Source organism: Bacteroidales bacterium (assembly GCA_017521245.1).
GTDB lineage: Bacteria > Bacteroidota > Bacteroidia > Bacteroidales > G3-4614 > Caccoplasma_A.
Genome location: JAFXDI010000018.1, coordinates 67832 through 85516, shown reverse-complemented (window position 1 = coordinate 85516; position 17685 = coordinate 67832). Strand labels below are relative to the sequence as shown.

Annotated in this window: 12 protein-coding genes and 1 tRNA gene; 5 read left to right on the top strand and 8 right to left on the bottom strand. The window is 36.5% G+C overall.

The window, feature by feature from the left end; all coding sequences use genetic code 11:
- Positions 1-12 precede the first annotated feature (12 nt).
- The 4 genes from IKK64_04155 to IKK64_04140 form a co-directional block, all read right to left on the bottom strand.
- Positions 13-1200: an ADP-ribosylglycohydrolase family protein gene (locus IKK64_04155; protein ID MBR4119253.1), complete on the bottom strand. Its 1188-nt coding sequence runs from the start codon at positions 1198-1200 to the stop codon at positions 13-15.
- A 242-nt stretch (positions 1201-1442) separates the two neighbouring features.
- The gene (locus IKK64_04150) at positions 1443-2135 is read right to left on the bottom strand and encodes an NUDIX hydrolase (GenBank protein ID MBR4119252.1); all 693 of its coding nucleotides are present in this window, start codon (positions 2133-2135) and stop codon (positions 1443-1445) included.
- A gap of 276 nt (positions 2136-2411) precedes the next feature.
- Positions 2412-2483, bottom strand: a tRNA-Met gene (locus IKK64_04145).
- Between the two features lie 118 nt (positions 2484-2601).
- Positions 2602-3882, bottom strand: a complete 1281-nt coding sequence (locus tag IKK64_04140) for an O-acetylhomoserine aminocarboxypropyltransferase/cysteine synthase (GenBank protein MBR4119251.1) — start codon at positions 3880-3882, stop codon at positions 2602-2604.
- Between the two features lie 173 nt (positions 3883-4055).
- Here IKK64_04140 and IKK64_04135 point away from each other — a divergent pair, with 173 nt between their 5' ends.
- Positions 4056-4538 (top strand): tryptophan-rich sensory protein, encoded by a 483-nt coding sequence (locus IKK64_04135; protein MBR4119250.1) that lies wholly within the window; start codon positions 4056-4058, stop codon positions 4536-4538.
- A gap of 250 nt (positions 4539-4788) precedes the next feature.
- Here the strand turns inward: IKK64_04135 and ettA are convergent, their stop codons facing one another.
- Positions 4789-6474, bottom strand: a complete 1686-nt coding sequence (ettA, locus tag IKK64_04130; GenBank protein ID MBR4119249.1) for an energy-dependent translational throttle protein EttA — start codon at positions 6472-6474, stop codon at positions 4789-4791.
- A gap of 151 nt (positions 6475-6625) precedes the next feature.
- Here ettA and IKK64_04125 point away from each other — a divergent pair, with 151 nt between their 5' ends.
- From IKK64_04125 to IKK64_04115, 3 genes are all read left to right on the top strand, one after another.
- On the top strand, positions 6626-8200 hold the full coding sequence (locus IKK64_04125; protein ID MBR4119248.1) for a sulfatase: 1575 nt from the start codon (positions 6626-6628) through the stop codon (positions 8198-8200).
- 177 nt (positions 8201-8377) lie between these two features.
- A complete protein-coding gene (locus IKK64_04120) occupies positions 8378-8674 on the top strand; it encodes a DUF4491 family protein (GenBank protein ID MBR4119247.1) in 297 nt (98 codons plus the stop codon).
- 10 nt (positions 8675-8684) lie between these two features.
- Positions 8685-9479 carry a glycosyltransferase gene (locus IKK64_04115; GenBank protein ID MBR4119246.1) on the top strand — a complete coding sequence of 265 codons (795 nt, stop codon included), beginning with the start codon at positions 8685-8687 and terminating at the stop codon, positions 9477-9479.
- Between the two features lie 245 nt (positions 9480-9724).
- Here IKK64_04115 and IKK64_04110 read toward each other — a convergent pair whose 3' ends face one another.
- Both IKK64_04110 and IKK64_04105 read right to left on the bottom strand, forming a co-directional pair.
- Positions 9725-11227 carry an InlB B-repeat-containing protein gene (locus IKK64_04110; GenBank protein MBR4119245.1) on the bottom strand — a complete coding sequence of 501 codons (1503 nt, stop codon included), beginning with the start codon at positions 11225-11227 and terminating at the stop codon, positions 9725-9727.
- Between the two features lie 868 nt (positions 11228-12095).
- On the bottom strand, positions 12096-14186 hold the full coding sequence (locus IKK64_04105; GenBank protein MBR4119244.1) for a M3 family metallopeptidase: 2091 nt from the start codon (positions 14184-14186) through the stop codon (positions 12096-12098).
- 178 nt (positions 14187-14364) lie between these two features.
- On the opposite strand from IKK64_04105, the gene IKK64_04100 reads away from it, so the two are divergent.
- Positions 14365-16107: an LTA synthase family protein gene (locus IKK64_04100; protein ID MBR4119243.1), complete on the top strand. Its 1743-nt coding sequence runs from the start codon at positions 14365-14367 to the stop codon at positions 16105-16107.
- Positions 16108-16492: 385 nt separating this feature from the next.
- Here the strand turns inward: IKK64_04100 and IKK64_04095 are convergent, their stop codons facing one another.
- A complete protein-coding gene (locus IKK64_04095; protein ID MBR4119242.1) occupies positions 16493-17680 on the bottom strand; it encodes an FprA family A-type flavoprotein in 1188 nt (395 codons plus the stop codon).
- Positions 17681-17685: the final 5 nt, after the last annotated feature.

Below are 17685 nucleotides of genomic sequence, written 5' to 3'. Positions count from 1 at the left end.
AACTTAATAATATTATAAATTTATACCTGAAGGTCTCATTTGACAATAGCGCTCATACCATTGAACTTTTTCAGGGGTATCAACAGGATTAAATTCACTGATAATACAACCTGTTGAAAGATCATCGGCAAGAGCAAGAATAATCTCAGAGAGTTCGATGGTATCTTCTAATTGCTTACCATCGGGGCAGAATATATTGCGCTCACGAATATACTCATAGCCATAAATAGCACCCATAATATTGCCACAAACCGAGCCTGTAGAGTCGCTATCTCCATCGTGGTTGACCGAGGCTATAATCGCATCCTCCACATTGTCAATATGGCGAATAGCCGAGTAGAGTGCAATTGCCCAGGTTTCCTCTGCAACCCAGCCCTCACCAAGTTCACGAATAGCGTCTGCATCAGAAATGTCAGAGTAAGCCGAGCGCACAGCTTTCTCGGTCAGTTTCTTGAGGTAATGTTTATCTTCCTCATATTTACCCACACGAATCACATCCAAGATAGATAGTGTCTCGCTTACTATATTGTCAATGTTGTCCTGTGCTTGAGCAGGAGTAAGTGGCAACAACTTATAAAGTAAAACGGTAAGCAAGCCTGCCGGAAGGAAACCAAGAGGATGTTGATGCGTCTGTTCTGCAATATAACATCCGCCTTCCGCAAGATCTTCTAACGAACAATAATATCTACCCGAATCAGGTGATTGATCCACCAAAAGAGCCATAGGAGCAACACGCATAATGCCACCACAACCTTTGCTGTCATTCATCACATCTTTTCCGTCAATGATATTAGCACAAGCACTCATACAAGTATTACCAGGAGCGCGTTTATGATACATTTCAGGGAGTTCCCTCAACCATGTAATTTGTTCATGCTTGCCTTCTTCTCTCGTTTGAGTATAAAACCAATCTAAGTAGGCAGCCATAACTATTAACTCGGCTTTATGCGACGAGCGTTCCATTCTATTCATCGTAATGCCCGTAAGCAATCCATTGGCAGTAAAGAGTGTCATCTGCGTATCATCGCTAATGAGAGCCTTGCCATTGCTGTCAAGAGCAAACTTGGTTATTCCATTCTCTCCAAAGCGAGAGAGAATAGAGCGACGGCTCATAAACTCAACCTCGTAGCCGAGTGCATCGCCCGCAGCACCTGCCATCAGGCAACCTCTGATTTTATCTTTTAGTGTATCATGTGTCATTTGTTTTATATTTTAACTCAATTCTACTTTGCAGTTAAGTAGTTTTAATCATTCTTGCTGATTCGGGTTATTTCGTTTAGTTTTCTTAATTTCATAGTTAAACTCTTCCCAGAAATCATCTCTTTCTCTAACAAGCCTTTCTACTTCCTTTTTGGCCTCATTGTGAGAATTGAAAGAGCCAACACATTTACGCTCAATATTATCCCAGACCTGAAATATATAATTTGACATAATCCCAATGCTTAAAATTCTAATCTGAATCCTTTTTGTTTCAACTCAGCATACTTCTCTGCTTTGAAACTATATTTAGTTGGCATCCTACGAGAGGCGTTAACAGGACGGGGTTCAGCCTCTGAAAGTATACCAAGTTTTAACATCTTATTATAAAAATTTCTACGATCAAATTTTACCTCTAATATTGCCTCATATAAATTTTGTAACTCCGTCATTGTAAATATCTTTGGCAATAATTCAAAACCGATAGGTTCAAAGCATATTCTTTCCTTTAAATGATTTACAGCCATACGTAATATTCTATCATGATCAAAGGCAAGAGATGGTATCTCTTTTAATGAAAACCAATTTGCAGAAGTGGCATCATCTCCTCCTGTAACTTCTGAAAGTTTAACAAGTGCATAATGTGCAATTGTTATTACCCTCTCTCGAGGATCTCGATTTACGTCAGAAAATGTATAAAGTTGCTCAACCGAAGTATTTTTCAATCCTGTCTCTTCCTCTAATTCTCGCTTTGCACACTCTTCAGCAGTTTCATCAATTTTCATAAAACCTCCAGGTAGTGCCCATTTATCTTTAAAAGGTTCAATACCACGTTTAATTAATAGAATTTTTATTAACAAACCATCAAAACCAAATATAACACAATCAGCAGTTACAGCTGGATGCGGATATTTATAATAATAATTTTCCTGAGCCATAATATTAATGCGTAATTTTTACGCAAAAATAAAGATTTATTTTTATAAGACAAAACTTTCTGCGTAATTTTTACGCAGAAAAAAAGAAAAAAAAGAAATTTAAGATTAATATAATTAAAAGTTAATTAGTTAAGGAGTAAGCATATTGTCTTTAATAAAAAAATATCAAGGCAATGTTTTGTAGCATACCAGATAATATTAATAAAAAAGTATAGAACAGACTAATTCTTTAAAAGAAAAAAAGAGAGAAGTCTTTGTACTTCTCTCTATCCTTAGTAGCGGAGGCCGGACTCGAACCGACGACCTTCGGGTTATGAGCCCGACGAGCTACCACTGCTCCACCCCGCAATATCTCTTTTGCGAGTGCAAAGGTATAACAATTTATTTAAACATCCAAATATTTGAGCAACTTTTTGTTATAAAACAAACAAAGTCACCCAAATATAATTAACTATAGTTTTATTTGTTAAGCGTTTAAGGCTTGTTCGATATCTGCTATAATGTCATCAACATTTTCAATACCAACTGATAAACGTATTAAATCAGGGCGAACTCCTGCTTCAATTAACTGTTCATCACTTAATTGACGGTGTGTGTGACTTGCAGGGTGTAATACGCAAGTACGAGCATCAGCAACGTGTGTTACTATTGCAACAAATTTAAGCGAATCCATAAATCTTATAGACTCCTCTCTTCCACCCTTCAATCCAAAAGATATTACTCCACATGAACCATTTGGCATATATTTTTGAGCCAACTCATAGTATGGATTGTCTGGCAAACCACAATAGTTAACCCATGCTACTTTTTCATTTTTAGAGAGATATTCAGCCACCTTTTGAGCATTACTGCAATGACGGGGCATTCTTAAATGAAGAGTCTCTAAACCTATATTTAACAGGAACGCATTTTGAGGACTTTGAATACTTCCTAAATCACGCATTAACTGTGCTGTTGCTTTAGTTATGTATGCTCCTTTTCCAAATGCTTTTGTATAAGTTAATCCATGATATGATTCATCGGGGGTACACAATCCCGGGAATTTATCGGCGTATGCATCCCAATCAAAGTTTCCGCTATCAACTATACATCCACCAACGCAAGTTGCATGACCATCCATATATTTTGTTGTTGAGTGAACAACTATATCAGCACCCCACTCAAAAGGACGGCAATTTATTGGAGTTGGGAATGTATTATCAACTATTAATGGTACTCCATTTTTATGGGCAACCCGAGCAAATTTCTCAATATCCAACACATCAAGCGAAGGGTTAGAGATTGTTTCTCCAAACAATGCTTTTGTATTTGGCTTAAAAGCCGCATTTATCTCATCCTCTGTTGCATTGGGAGCAATAAATGTTACATCAATACCCAATTTTTTCATAGTTACAGCAAAGAGATTGAATGTTCCTCCATATATTGCTGATGAACATACAAAGTGATCTCCTGCTTGACAAATATTGAATATTGCATAGAAATTTGCTGCTTGTCCAGATGATGTTAACATTGCTGCCACACCACCCTCTAAGGCTGCTATTTTTGCTGCTACCGCATCGTTTGTAGGATTTTGAAGGCGAGTATAAAAATATCCGCTGTCTTCCAAATCAAACAGACGAGCCATTTGTTCGCTTGTATCATATTTAAAGGTTGTACTTTGATATACGGGTACAACTCTTGGTTCTCCTTTTTTAGGTGTCCATCCTGCTTGAACACAGAGTGTTTCAAGATTTAATTTTTTATCCATATCCTTATTAATTATTTCAAGTCACAAAATTATAAAAAGTTAATAATGTAGAGTGTATAAATAATACAAAAATTAATAACATCAGTTTAATATTGACATTATATGATTTTAAACACAGATGATAAAACCAAATATTTATATTCTATGTTATTAATATAAAACTATAAGACGATATGAAACAGCAGCTAATTATTAAAACTATAACAGCATCTATCATAGGTGTTGCATTGTGTATGTTAATTGGGTTAATATCGGGATATATCCAATCTTACTCATTAACTAACTGGTATCCATATCTGAACAGATCTTCACTATCTCCGCCAAATTATATATTTCCTATTGCTTGGGGTATAATTTATATTCTTAACGGCATATCATTAGGTATTATTTGGGGAAGCAATTCACATCTGCGAAACAGTGGAGTAATGCTGTTTTCTATTCAACTTGCACTTAATTTTTTATGGAGTATATTGTTCTTTTATATGCAATCACCAATGCTTGGGTTCATAAATATCTTTATACTCGACATTGCTCTGTTGCTATATATGAAGAGGTGCTACGATATTAAGAAAACAGCATTCTGGTTAAATGTGCCATATATGGTATGGTTACTATTTGCAACATACCTTAATTTATATGTTGTGGTATATAATTAGAATAGAGAGGCTGTGTCAAATTGACACAGCCTCTCTTAGGTTTGAAATTTTTCGAAGTTGCTTACCCTCAGCATAGTTTGTATAAATAGTACTCTGCTTTCGTTTACTCGCAACTTTGTAAGAATTGATAAAATACAAGGCGTTGAAATTTAGGGAGAAAGAAGGACTTATCTGAGTCCTAATACTGAAAACAACACAGTAGTTTGTTAATTGTGGCGCACCGCCTCATATTAAATTTTACTTTTATTTATTATTCCATTAGTTTGCGATAGCGAGGACGTTTAGGCTCTATATTTCCAAGACGCATCTTTTTATTCTCCTCATACTCAGAATAACTTCCCTCAAAGAAGAATACCTCAGAGTTTCCTTCAAATGCAAGAATATGAGTACATATTCTATCCAAGAACCAACGGTCGTGCGATACAACTACTGCACATCCTGCAAAGTTCTCCAATCCCTCTTCCAATGCACGAAGAGTATTAACATCAATATCATTTGTAGGCTCATCAAGTAACAACACGTTACCCTCCTCTTTTAATGCCATAGCCAAATGCAGGCGGTTACGTTCACCTCCCGATAAGACTCCAGCCTTCTTCTCCTGATCTGCACCTGTGAAATTGAAACGAGATAGGTAAGCACGAGCATTAATATCCTTGCCACCCATACGAATTAACTCAACACCTTGTGAAATTATTTGATATACTGTTTTTTCAGGGTCAATATCTTTGTGAGATTGGTCAACATACGCAACTTTTACTGTTTCACCAACCTCAAAAGTACCTTTGTCAGCTTTTTCACTTCCTGTAATTAAACGGAAAAGAGTTGTTTTTCCTGCTCCGTTGGGACCAATAACTCCAACTATACCATTGGGAGGTAACATAAAGTTTAGATTATCAAATAATAACTTATCGCCAAAAGCTTTTGCAACTCCATTTGCCTCAATTACTTTATTACCTAAACGTGGACCATTAGGTATATATATTTCGAGCTTCTCTTCACGCTCTTTTTGATCTTGATTAAGAAGTTTATCGTAAGAGTTAAGACGGGCTTTACCTTTTGCCTGACGTGCTTTAGGCGACATATTTATCCACTCCAACTCACGTTCAAGAGTTTTACGGCGTTTACTTGCCTGTTTCTCCTCCTGCTCCATACGTTTTGTTTTTTGATCGAGCCATGAGGTGTAGTTACCTTTCCAAGGAATTCCTTCGCCTCGGTCAAGTTCAAGAATCCATCCTGCAACATGGTCAAGGAAGTAACGGTCGTGAGTAATGGCAATTACTGTACCGGGATATTGGTTTAGATGTTGCTCTAACCAATCAATTGACTCTGCATCCAAGTGGTTGGTTGGCTCATCAAGCAGTAGCACATCAGGTTGTTGAAGCAGCAATCGGCAAAGAGCAACACGACGTCGCTCTCCACCAGAAAGAGTACCTGCTTTTTGGTCTTCGGGAGGACAACGAAGTGCATCCATAGCACGCTCCAATTTGCTATCAATATTCCAAGCATCGGTTGCATCAATCATATCTTGTAACTCAGCCTGACGTTGGAATAGTTGATCCATTTTGTCGGGATCTTCGTAATATTCGGGTAGTCCAAATTTTTCATTTATCTCTTCGTACTCTTTTAGAGTATCCATTATAGGCTGTACACCCTCTTGAACAAGTTCTTTAACGGTCTTTTCATCATCTAATTGAGGCTCTTGAGGAAGATATCCAACTGAATATCCGGGCGAGAAAACTACCTCTCCTTGATATGAAGTATCTAAACCTGCAATAATTTTCAACAATGTTGATTTACCAGAACCATTAAGACCTATGATACCTATTTTTGCACCATAGAAGAATGATAAGTAGATGTTTTTTAATACTTGTTTTTGTGGAGGGTATGTTTTACTCACTCCCACCATCGAAAAGATAACTTTTTTATCGTCTGCCATACAATATTAATATTTATTCAAAATTCGATATTATTTATATACACACATTAGGTTTGCGAAGTTAATATTTTTTATTTAATATTTGCTCATTAGAAGATTAGAGGTTTTAGAAAATTTATTATTTTTGCATAAAACAAACAAACTATTATATATGAAACTTAATAATTTATACACTTTAGGTGGAATTTCTGCTCTATCAATTTTAGGTGCATGTTCCACTGCAAAAGAGGAAAAACCTCTCAATATTATTTATATAATGACTGATGACCATACACAACAGGCAATGGGGTGCTATGGTTATGATTACGCAAACACTCCAAATTTAGACCGCATAGCAAATGAAGGAGTTATATTCACCAACAGTTATGTTGCCAACTCATTAAGTGGACCAAGCAGGGCATGTATGCTAACAGGTAAACATAGCCACGCAAATGGATTTACTAACAATATAGATTCTTATTTTGACGGTAGTCAGCAAACATTCCCCAAGTTACTACAAAATGCAGGATACCAAACTGCAATTATTGGTAAATGGCATTTACATTCAGTTCCTACCGGATTTGACCATTGGGAGATACTTAACGGACAAGGAGAATATTTTAACCCTCAATTTATCACAAACGGAGATACAACCGTTTGTGACGGTTATGTTACAAATCTTATAACAGACAAGAGTATAGCGTGGTTAGAGGAGAATAAAGATAATGAAAAACCTTTCTGCTTGTTGGTACACCACAAGGCAATTCACCGCAATTGGATGGCTGACACTTGCAACCTTGACGCATACGAAGATGTAGTTTTCCCATTACCTGATAATTTCTATGACGATTACGAAGGTAGAGTTGCGGCAAAAGAGCAAGAGATGGATATTAAGACCAATGATATGGATTTGATATACGATCTTAAAATGTATCGTCCCGGACTTGAAAGTCGCTTACGCCAGAACTATATAACTGATGACGGCAAACATGGTTTATACGGAACAATGAACGAAGAGCAACGCAAAGTATGGGATGCTCATTACACCCCAATTATAAATGATTTTTACGCATCAAACCTTAAAGGTAAAGAGTTGGCTGAGTGGAAATACCAACGTTATATGAAGGATTATATGAAGACCGTAAAATCGTTGGATGACAATGTTGGTCGCCTACTCGCATATTTAGAAGAGAATGATTTATTGGAGAATACCCTGATAGTATATACATCTGATCAAGGATTTTATATGGGAGAACACGGATGGTTTGACAAACGATTTATGTATAACGAATCGTTTAGTACACCTCTAATTATGCGTATGCCTAATGGATATGAGAGACGCGGAGAGATAACCGATCTTGTTCAAAACATTGACTATGCTCCTACATTCCTTGATATTGCTGGAGCAGATATACCTGAAGACATTCAAGGCAAATCAATGTTACCAATATTGAAGAGTGAAAATAACACAATGGAGCGTAAAGCATTATACTACCATTTTTACGAATATCCTGCCGAACATGCAGTAAAGAAACACTACGGAATATATGATGGCAGATATAAACTAATTCACTTTTATGATGATATAGATGTTTGGGAGTTATACGACAGAGCAACAGATCCTAAAGAGATGACAAACCTATATAACAATCCTGAATATAAAGATATAATTATTAAACTCAAACAACAGTTAAAAGAGTTACAGATTGAATATAATGATCCAATTTTAGAGCAATATCCTTTGTAGCGCGTGGTAGGTATGTTACGAGTAGGGGCGGATTTCACTTTGTATTTATTTAAGGGATTACCTCCCCTACTCGCACATTTTATATAAACAAAGGTTTGTTTATTCAAGTAATAAATTAATGCTCTCTGATAATAGAACAATAATGTTATATTTTTGTTCATTAAGAAAAGAAGTTTTATGGAATTAAATAATTTACATGGTCTGCTAATAGGCATTTGCACCTTTTTGATTATTGGACTTTTTCACCCAATAGTAATTAAAGCAGAATACTATTGGGGGACAAAAAGTTGGTGGATATTTTTAGTAATGGGTATTATAGGGTGCGTAGCATCAATACTATGCAACAATCTTACAATATCAGCGCTGTTTGGAGTATTCTCGTTTTCATCGTTCTGGAGTATTAAAGAGGTATTTGAGCAACGTAAAAGAGTTGAGCGAGGATGGTTCCCAGAAAATCCTAATCGCAAGAAATAACATATAGATAATGATAACTGCATCAGTTGTAACATATAATACCGATATTGAGGAGTTGAACAACTGCCTCACTGATATTGAGACTTCAATAATAGGGCGAGTATATGTTATTGACAACTCAAGCAGAGATTATATAGCCCAAACCTGCAAAGGTTTTGACAAGGCAGAATATATTCCATCAGAAAACAGAGGCTTTGGAGCAGGACACAATATTGCCATACGTGAAGCAATGTTAATAGGCAGCGACTATCATATTGTTATGAACAGCGACATTAGTTTTGATGGTTCAGCAATAGAGGTGCTATATAACTATATGAACAATAACCCCGATGTTGCACAGGCACAACCTAAAATTGTATATCCCAACGGAGAAATACAATACACTTGCCGACTACTGCCAACACCTGCAAACCTTATTTTCAGACGTTTTTTACCAAAGAGTTGGGGCAAAAAGATGGACGACAGGTATCTGCTTAAAAACAGAGATTTATCAAAAGAGATGAATATACCATATCATCAAGGAAGTTTTATATTTTTCAGGACAGAGTGTTTTAAAAAGGTTGGACTATTTGATGAACGCTTTTTTATGTACCCCGAGGATATTGATATTACTCGCCGAATGCATAAGTATTACCGCACAATGTACGTACCATATACAACAATTATACACAACCACAGAGCAGAATCATATAAAAACAGAAAGATGCTTAAAATACATATCATAAATATGATAAAGTATTTCAACAAGTGGGGCTGGGTGTTTGATAAGGAACGGAGAGAATGGAATAAGAAGATTAGTTGTTAGCATTATTAGCCAAATAGGAGTAATATCAAATAGTAAAAAGGTTGTAACGTGTGTGTTACAACCTTTGTCTTATTATTGTGTGTTATTCTAAAAACTACCCGTAGGGCGGTTAAGTTAACGAAACCGAAAACTAACAAATCTGCGAGTAAGCAAGTGCAGAGTTATGCTTGCGTAGACTCTGCCGAGCGTGAGCAGATTCAACAAACGAATGTTTGTTAACTAAATTTAAACGCAAGCGTTTAAATTTATGGGCAAACCGCACGGACAGATCGCCCGTAGGAACGGTTGTAGATGTTCCAGCTCACAGAGCTCGAATTGAAGGACAAGTAGCAAGCGCCGCCGTTGTACGTAAAGAGCGAACTCGACCTGTAGGCGCCGTAACTGCCCGCACTGCTAAGATTGCTACCGCTGAGATAGCCTGCCGCAGGGAGAAAAATACTGTTGCCGTTCTTCTTACTTGTTACTTTATACCCGTTTACTCCGTTTTGAGTTGTCCATGTCCATGTGCAGTTATTTGTATTTATTAACTCTTCTTGCTCGTATATTGTGGGCATGCGCCAACTGCCTCCCCAATTTACTCGTGCTGCATCAGCGGATAATGGCAAACTTGTGGGATTTGAAGAGTAAGTATAATTACTTGATGTATAACTGCTCTTTGTTGTTGTCTCGCCCCATGCATAGTAATCACCATAATCTTCTGGAGATTCTGCACCCACATTACAGGTTGCCCATTTTACCGATAAGCCAAGGTCAACATATCCATGTCCGTTATATTTATCTTTAAAGTTGGCTTTTATCTCTATATCTTCGGTTATTGTGGTGGTGTAGGGATTTTGGGTTGAGACCTCTTTCCCTTCCACTGTCCAATTGACAAAGCGACAACCTTCATTAGGGGTAGCAGTGAGGGTTACTTGTCCATTATGACCCACTTGGGTTTTATTTGATTTGGCGGTTCCACCTTCACTTGCTGTTATGGTTACATTATGGAGTGTCACAAAATTGGCTTTGAATTTTGTATCGGCTGTTATTGTCGCCATGTATGGATTCGCCGTTGAAACTACCTTCTCATTTACTGTCCAACTTTCAAAAACGTAACCCTCTTGGGAGATAGCTGTAAGTGTTACTTTACCATTGGTTGCTACTTGCATTTTATCTGTTTTGGCTGTTCCGCCTTCTCCTGATTCTACTGTTACATTATAACTTATAAAATTTGCAATATATTCTACATCTGAGGTAATAGTTATTGTATATATATTCTTCGTTGATACTACTTCTCCATTAAGCGTCCAGTTAACAAAGCTATAGCCTTCGTTTGGTGTGGCAGTTAGAGTTACTTTTGTTCCCTTTAGAAGTTCTCCTTCAGAAGTTGATTTAACCGAACCTCCTTCGCCTGCTGTTACTTTTAATGCATAGTTATCTTTTTCAAAGTTTGCTTTGAATTGTGTTGATGTATTTACTATTGCGATATAAGGATTTTCTCGGGATACTTCTTTATTATTAACTGTCCAGTTTACAAAGCGATAAGTTTCTTCGGGCTTGGCTGTAAGGGTTACTTCCCAACCTTGCATAACTTCTGTTTCTGTTGTCTCTGCCGTTCCACCTTCTCCACTTGATACAGATACTCTACAGGTTACTGGTCCTGAGTCTTTTGAACCTTCCTTTTCTTCTGCACACGATATGGCTACTGTTGTCAATAATGATAATATAATTACCATCATTAAGGTCTTGAGGTGTTTTAACTGTTTCATAATGGTTTTATTTTATGATTTAATGATTTTTATTTGAGTAAAAACAATAAAGTATTAAGCCACAACGGAGATTGCGACTTACAATTTCTGAAACAGCACTAAGGTGTACTATTTGCGATATTATTATATTGTATAGGGGAAATTGTGTGTGTGTGTGTTTATACAAACATTTGAGATTTCCAAATTATTGGTAATCTTTTTACACTTTTCTTTTATATTCAAGGAATTTATATACATAAAATTGTAATTATCACATCACAATGCAAATGTAGTTATTTTTGTTTTATTTAACAAATGTTTATAATTTGAAAAAGTTGTTAGATCTGAGTTGTTAGTCTAATAAGAGAAGGAGATGCACTTCAAGTGTGCAACTCCGTTTTAGCTAACGACTAAGGTGTGCGTAGCGCCACAACTAAAAACTAACAATTAATACCCCTACCCCCTACGGGTACTTCCCCTACATGAGGGGAAGAGTTTGGGTTTTACATTAAACAAACAAAAGGTTGTAACGCGTAGTATTACGTTACAGCCTTTTTGTTATAATATTAATATTAGTTTCTAAAACTAAGGTGTGTAGTACCGTACAACTAAAAACTAATAACTGCGGACAGAGCATTTTTTTTGACGGACACACGATCGTGTGTCCCTACTTGCTTGGTTACAGAATTCTACCCCTCAATTTATCTGATTATAAACGTCTTAATGTCGGGACGTACCATGGTACGTCCGAAAAAACAACCAAAATCAGGGATAATACAACAAAAGGTTGTAACGTTGTTACAACCTTTTGCAAATTATAAGTGATTTATGTTATTCTAACAACTACCCCGAAGGGGCGGTACTTGTGCCGACAACTAACAACTAAAAACTACTTTATTCCGTCTCGTTTCATTATTGCTTCGATACTTGGCTCACGTCCCATAAAATCGATGTAGAGTTTCATTGGTTCTTCTGAGCCTCCTTTTTCAAGGATGTTCTTGCGGAATGAATCGGCAGTTTCTTTATCAAAGATTCCGTTTTGTTTGAATAGTGCAAATGCATCGGCATCTAATACTTCTGCCCATTTGTATCCGTAGTATCCTGCTGAATATCCTCCGTCAAATATGTGTCCGAAGTGTGTACTCATATTTGTTCCTTCTGGCACCGGTAATAGTGTTGCTTTTGCCATTGATGAATACTCTTGTTTTAACATATCGGTTGGTATCTCGCCTTGTAGTGTATGCCATCCCATATCTAAATAGCCTAATGATAATTGACGTAGGCATGCGTATGCTGCGTTGAATTGTTTTGTTGCTTCTACTTTTTCTATTAACTCGGCTGGTATCTTCTCGCCTGTTTGGTAGTGTTCTGCAAATGTGTCTAAGAACTCTTTTTCGCTTAACCAGTTCTCCATTATTTGTGAGGGTAACTCTACAAAGTCGCGATATACTGATGTTCCTGATACTGCTGCATAGTGACATTTTGTTAACATTCCATGTAGTGAGTGTCCGAACTCATGTAGGAATGTTCCTACCTCCTCGAATGTTAATAGTGCTGGTTTGTCTTTTGTTGGTTTGGTAAAGTTCATTACAAGTAGTATGTGTGGACGGCTGTCTGTTCCATCTTTTTCAACCCATTGTTTTTTGAAATCGGTTTTCCATGCTCCTTGTTGTTTTGTTTCGCGTGGGAAGAAATCGGTATAGAGTATTCCCATATAGTTTCCTTCTGCATCGGTTACTTTGAATACCTCTACCTCCTCGTTATATACTGCTATATCGGTTCTCTTCTCAAACTGTAATCCATATAGTGTTGTTGCTAATCCAAATACTCCTTTTTTTACTTTCTCTAAATCGAAGTAGGGTTTTAGCATCTCATCATTCAAATCGTAGTTCTTGGTTTTGTATAGGTTTGAATAGTATGACCAATCCCATGGCATTAGTTCTACTTCTTTTCCTTCTACCTCTTTTGCAAAGTTCTTAATTCTTTTTACGTCTTCTTTTGCTGCAGGGGTGTATGCCTCCAACAGGTTATCTAATAGGTTATATACTGCTTCGGGGGTTTTTGCCATACGGTTGTCAAGTACGTATGTTGCCCAATCTTTATATCCTAATAGATTTGCTAACTCTTTTCGTGCTGTTACTTGCTCTAATATGTTTTGTGTGTTGTCATACTCTCCGCCTAATGCTACTGAGTTATATGCTCGGTATAATTTCTCGCGTAACTCACGGTTTTGTGCATACTTCATAAATGGGAAGAATGAGGGGTATGATACATTAAATAGATAACCTTCTTTGCCTTTTGCTTCGGCACGCATTTTTGCTGCTTCTCTTGCTCCTTCGGGTAGGCCTGCAAGTTCTTCTTCGGTTGTCAAAATCATCTCAAATGCGTTGGTCGATTTTATTTGATTTTGTCCGAAGGTTAGTGATAGACTATCGAGTTTTGATGTTAAACGGCGGTATTGCTCTTTCTCCTCGCCTTGTAGGTTTGCTCCATTGCGAACCATTGATTTGTATGTATCTTCGAGGAGTGTTAATTGCTCGCGTGTTAAGTCTAATGTTTCTCTTGTCTCATATACTGCTTTTATTCTCTCAAATAGTTTTTCGTTAAGAGTTAGGTTGTTTGTATGCTCTGTTAGCATTGGCATCAACTCTTGTGAGAGATTCATCATTGCTTCATCGCCATCGGCTGACAAGAGGTTAAAGAATATGTTTGTTACTCGGTTTAATAGTAATCCTGATGCTTCGTATGCTTCGATTGTGTTTTCGAAAGTTGGTGCTTCGGGATTGTTTATTATTGCATCAACTTCTTGCTGATGTTGTTTTATTCCCTCTATCATGGCTGGTTTGTAATCTGCCAACTCAATTTTGTCGAATGGTGCTGTTCCGAATGGACCATCAAACTCTGATAATAACGGATTTTGTCTGCAACTGCTCATTGTGATTGTTGTGATTAATGCTAAGATTGTAATTAATTGTTTCATATTTCCCTCTCTTTTAGAGTGTAACAATAGTTATTGATTTTAAGGTTTTATTTTATACTTTTGCATAGTGTTGTGCAAAGTTATAAAATTTGATTTAAGAATGAAAGAGAGATTGTGTTTTTTAATAAAGGTTTACATTTGGTTTATTGCTTTTTTTGTATTGCTTAAACCTATTTTTATGTTTAAACATTTTAATCTTTATGGCGAAACTCCTATCAGTGAATGGTTTAATATTATTAAGCATGGCTTGGAGATGGATGTTTCGGTTGCTTCGTATATTATCTCTCCCATTATTATTTTTTTAATTTTTAGTGTTTTCTTCTCTGGTAAATGGTTTAAAATTGCTAATTATATTTATTTGGGTATTATTTCTGCTTTAGTATCTATTATTTGTATTAGCGATTTGGGCTTATACTCTTACTGGGGGTTTAAGATTGATTCTACTCCACTGTTCTACTTGAGTAATCCTTCGGAGGCTTTTGCAAGTGTTAATGTCTGGGAGGTGGTAATTTTCTTTTTAGTTATTATCGCTACCTTCTTTATTTTATATTTACCCTTACGATATTTTACTAAGAAGTGTAACAATTTGCGTTGTTGCAATAATAAGATATTATGTGCTGCTGTTTTTATTTTAACAGGCGGATTTGCTTTTATTGGTATTAGAGGTGGTATTGGCCCTTCAACTATGAATGTGGGAAGAGCATATTACTCTACTGAGGTTAAGTATAACCACGCTGCGATTAATCCTGTTTTCAGTTTTTTATACTCGCTGACTAAAGAGAATGATTTTGCTGATTACGCAAGGTTTATGGATGGACAAATGGCGGATGATATTTTTAACGAACTGTATCCTGAAAGGGTTTTTATTCCAAGTGATGATGAGTGTTGGTTAAAGAATAGAAAGCCTAATATTGTATTACTGTTTTTGGAGAGTTTCTCAAAGGGTGCTTTAATTAATAATGGGAATGTGATTGCTCCAAACTTACTTAAACTAATGAATGAGGGTATTGCTTTTAATAATTTATATGCTAACAGTTTTAGAACTGACAGAGGTCTTTATTCGTTAGTTGATGGTTTTCCTGCTTTGCCTACTGTTTCGTTAATGAAGTATCCTGAGAAAATGGTTAATTTCCCATCGTTAATTAATGCTATTAAGGTGCAAGGATATAACACTTCGTTTTTGTATGGTGGCGATGCTAATTTTACTAATATGCGTCAGTTCTTTGCAACCGGAGGTACTGATGAGTTTGTTACCGATGTGGAGTTGAACGTTAGCAAATTGGAATCGAAATGGGGTGCCAACGACCATATTACTTTTGATTATCTTAAAAATGATATTTTAAGTTATAAGAGCGATAAGCCTTTCTTAAAAGTGTTTTTAACATTGAGTAGTCACGAGCCTTTTGAGGTGCCTTTTAATAAGTTTGAGAACAGATATCTGAACTCTGTTGCATACACCGACAGTTGTTTAGGTGTTTTTATTGATGAAATTAAAAAGAGCCTCGTTTGGGATAATACTCTATTTGTTCTTGTGCCTGATCATGGTGTCAGTTATCTGTTAGATTATAATGAGAGAGGTAAAGATAGCCACTCAATTCCTATGGTGTGGTGCGGTGGTGCTATAAAAGGTCATATAAATATTGATGAGTATGCTTCTCAATCGGATATGGCTTCGACTCTTCTATCTCAATTAGGGGTTGATTATAGCGATTTTAGATATAGTAGAAATATTGCTGATACTTCTCTCTCTAATTTTGCTTACTGGACTTTTACGAATGGTTTTGCTATGACTAACGATAGTACCTTTGTTGTTTTTGATTGTGATGCTAATAGTGCTACTACTATGGAAGGTGCAGATAGTGAAAAACTTTTGCAACAGGGTAAAGCCATATTGCAAAAGTTGTATGATAGGGTTAAATAGTTGTTAGTTTTTAGTTGTACGGTGCTTTGCACATTAGTTTTTAGTTTAAACGGAGTTGCATCTTGAGGTGAAACTCCGTTCTCTTATAAGGCTAATTTGATTAATAATCCTAACAACAACCCAAAGGGCATTTTAAGGTAATTACAAAGTAATTAAAATTGACTAAATGTCAATTTGTGCCTAAAAATGGGGAGTGCAGTGCTCTGCACGACGGAGGTATTAACTCCTATGCGACGGAGGAAATCAGTGCCCTGTGCGACGAGGGAGTGCTTTAGCCGACAACTGATAAAACTGCGAGTAAGAGAGAGCAGATTCAAATTTACTTGAACTCTGACGAGCGAGAGCAGGCTTGAGAAGCGAATGCTTCTCAACTAACAACCAACAACTAACAACTAACAACTGCTTTAATATTCTCAGCAAGTTGTTTGCTAAGTGCGTTTACATCTACATCTAAGCCTGCTTGTTTTATCTCAATTTTAGGCTCTATGATTTGCCACTTCATTGTTTCGGCAAATGCTGTTAAGCGTTTAACTGCTGCTCCTGCCCATGAGTATGAACCAAAGCATGCAAAGGTCTTATTCTTTATCATTCTGCCCTCTATCTTAACACATAAATCGGCTACTTTGGGAAATAATTCTGAATTATATGTGGGAGAGCCTAATATAAGTGTGTTGTACTTGAATATATCACGTAACACATACGAAGCATCAACTTCTGATAGGTCGTGAATTACAACGTTCTTTACTCCTGCCTCTACAAGTGATTTGTATATTGCTTTTGCAACGTCTGCGGTGTGACCATACATACTTCCGTATGCTATAACTACTCCCTCCTCGCCTTCGTAACGAGCCATACGATGATATTGTTCTACAACTTGAGGTAGGTATTTATTCCATACCGGTCCATGAGTTGAACAGATATAGTTAATGGGTAATGTTGATAGTTTTTCGATTGCCTTCTCTACTGGACCGCCATATTTTCCAACTATGTTTGAATAGTAACGATACATCTCATCTGTAAAGATTGACATATCGGCAGACTCATCCATTACATCTTGATTCAAGGATCCAAAGGCTCCAAAGGCATCTCCTGAGAATAGAACTCCTTCTTCATCGATGTAGGTCATCATTGTTTCGGGCCAATGTACCATTGGTGTTAAATAGAATGATAGGGTTTTATCTCCTATATTTAACTTCTCTCCATCGGTTATCTCTTTTACGTTCTTGGTTATTCCGTAAAATCCCTCTAACATTCCTAATGTTTTTTTATTACCTATGACTTGAATATCGGGGTATTTTTCTATTAACTTAAGTAACGATGAAGAGTGATCGGGTTCCATGTGATTTACTACTACATAGTCTATCTTCTCTCCCGATATTACCTCCTCAATTTGTGAGAAAAATATATCGTTATATGAGTATTCTACTGTATCTATAAGTACATTTGACTTATCTTTTATTAAATATGCATTATAACTTACTCCGTAGGGTAATGGCCACAATCGTTCAAATAGGGTTGTGGTATTATCGTTTACTCCTACATAATATACATTATTTGTTATCTCTCTTTTCATTATTC

Excerpts from the sequence above, each read along its gene's own strand:
- IKK64_04155 (MBR4119253.1), bottom strand. The coding sequence starts at position 1,200 with ATGACACATGATACACTAAAAGATAAAATCAGAGGTTGCCTGATGGCA.
- IKK64_04150 (MBR4119252.1), bottom strand. The coding sequence starts at position 2,135 with ATGGCTCAGGAAAATTATTATTATAAATATCCGCATCCAGCTGTAACT.
- IKK64_04140 (MBR4119251.1), bottom strand. The coding sequence starts at position 3,882 with ATGGATAAAAAATTAAATCTTGAAACACTCTGTGTTCAAGCAGGATGG.
- IKK64_04135 (MBR4119250.1), top strand. The coding sequence starts at position 4,056 with ATGAAACAGCAGCTAATTATTAAAACTATAACAGCATCTATCATAGGT.
- ettA (MBR4119249.1), bottom strand. The coding sequence starts at position 6,474 with ATGGCAGACGATAAAAAAGTTATCTTTTCGATGGTGGGAGTGAGTAAA.
- IKK64_04125 (MBR4119248.1), top strand. The coding sequence starts at position 6,626 with ATGAAACTTAATAATTTATACACTTTAGGTGGAATTTCTGCTCTATCA.
- IKK64_04120 (MBR4119247.1), top strand. The coding sequence starts at position 8,378 with ATGGAATTAAATAATTTACATGGTCTGCTAATAGGCATTTGCACCTTT.
- IKK64_04115 (MBR4119246.1), top strand. The coding sequence starts at position 8,685 with ATGATAACTGCATCAGTTGTAACATATAATACCGATATTGAGGAGTTG.
- IKK64_04110 (MBR4119245.1), bottom strand. The coding sequence starts at position 11,227 with ATGAAACAGTTAAAACACCTCAAGACCTTAATGATGGTAATTATATTA.
- IKK64_04105 (MBR4119244.1), bottom strand. The coding sequence starts at position 14,186 with ATGAAACAATTAATTACAATCTTAGCATTAATCACAACAATCACAATG.
- IKK64_04100 (MBR4119243.1), top strand. The coding sequence starts at position 14,365 with ATGTTTAAACATTTTAATCTTTATGGCGAAACTCCTATCAGTGAATGG.
- IKK64_04095 (MBR4119242.1), bottom strand. The coding sequence starts at position 17,680 with ATGAAAAGAGAGATAACAAATAATGTATATTATGTAGGAGTAAACGAT.